The sequence below is a fragment of the Ruminococcus callidus ATCC 27760 genome (genome assembly GCF_000468015.1).
Lineage (GTDB): Bacteria > Bacillota > Clostridia > Oscillospirales > Ruminococcaceae > Ruminococcus_C > Ruminococcus_C callidus.
The window spans coordinates 1-756 of sequence record NZ_KI260456.1; the positions used below are offsets into that span (position 1 = coordinate 1).

1 protein-coding gene is annotated in these 756 nt (G+C 51.9%); it reads right to left on the bottom strand.

What is annotated here, in order from left to right:
* Positions 1 to 46: 46 nt before the first annotated feature.
* Positions 47 to 718: a hypothetical protein gene (locus RUMCAL_RS11400; RefSeq protein WP_021683043.1), complete on the bottom strand. Its 672-nt coding sequence runs from the start codon at positions 716 to 718 to the stop codon at positions 47 to 49.
* Between the last annotated feature and the right edge of the window lie 38 nt (positions 719 to 756).

Sequence of the window (756 nt, forward strand, 5' to 3'; positions counted from 1 at the left end):
GCCGTCAGGCGGGCTTTATGCAGTGTTTCCTTAGTGTAAGTACCAGTTACTTCTTCAGTCCTGCCCCACGCAGAGCACACTCATAGGTGATATCGAACAGGTCGTTGGTGTCTACCTTGCCGTTGCCGTCAATGTCGCCGGCTGTGGTGGGGAAGTAGGTGCTGCCGGCACCGTATGCACCAGATTCGGCAATCTGCTGCATGGTCCAGTAGATGTCGTTGATCTCATAGGGAACACCGTTGCAGTCTGCATCGCCGGTAATGGGGGACTCGTCGTACACACCGTCATTGTTGAAGTCGAATGACAGTTCACTGCACTTCTTTTCCATGTTGTAGTTGACCATGGCGTTGCTCTCCATGACAAACCGCAGGTAGTAAGCTGTGACATACTGTACAAAGTCGTGTTCGCTGCCCTCGAATGCGTTGATCGCATCATCGTTGTACTCCGGATTAATGGTAACAACCGTTTCCATGTTGGTGGTGAGTGCGAAGCCTGTGTCCTTCTTGGTAATAGTGATCGTCTGATTCGGTGCTACGTCAAAGGTAACCTTGGCGGCGTTCAGCGGAGAGAAGTTGTAGTTGCCCTCGTCATAAGCCATGCTGAACTCAAGCGGCAGGCTTGCGGTGTCGGTATTGGTGTAGGAAATGCTGTCGCCGGTGATGTCCACCTTGCACTTGGTTCCCACGTCATACGTTCTTTTGTCGTAGGGGCTGCTCATGGAGCAATGTCATTAACTTAACATCTAGCCAAGCGAGC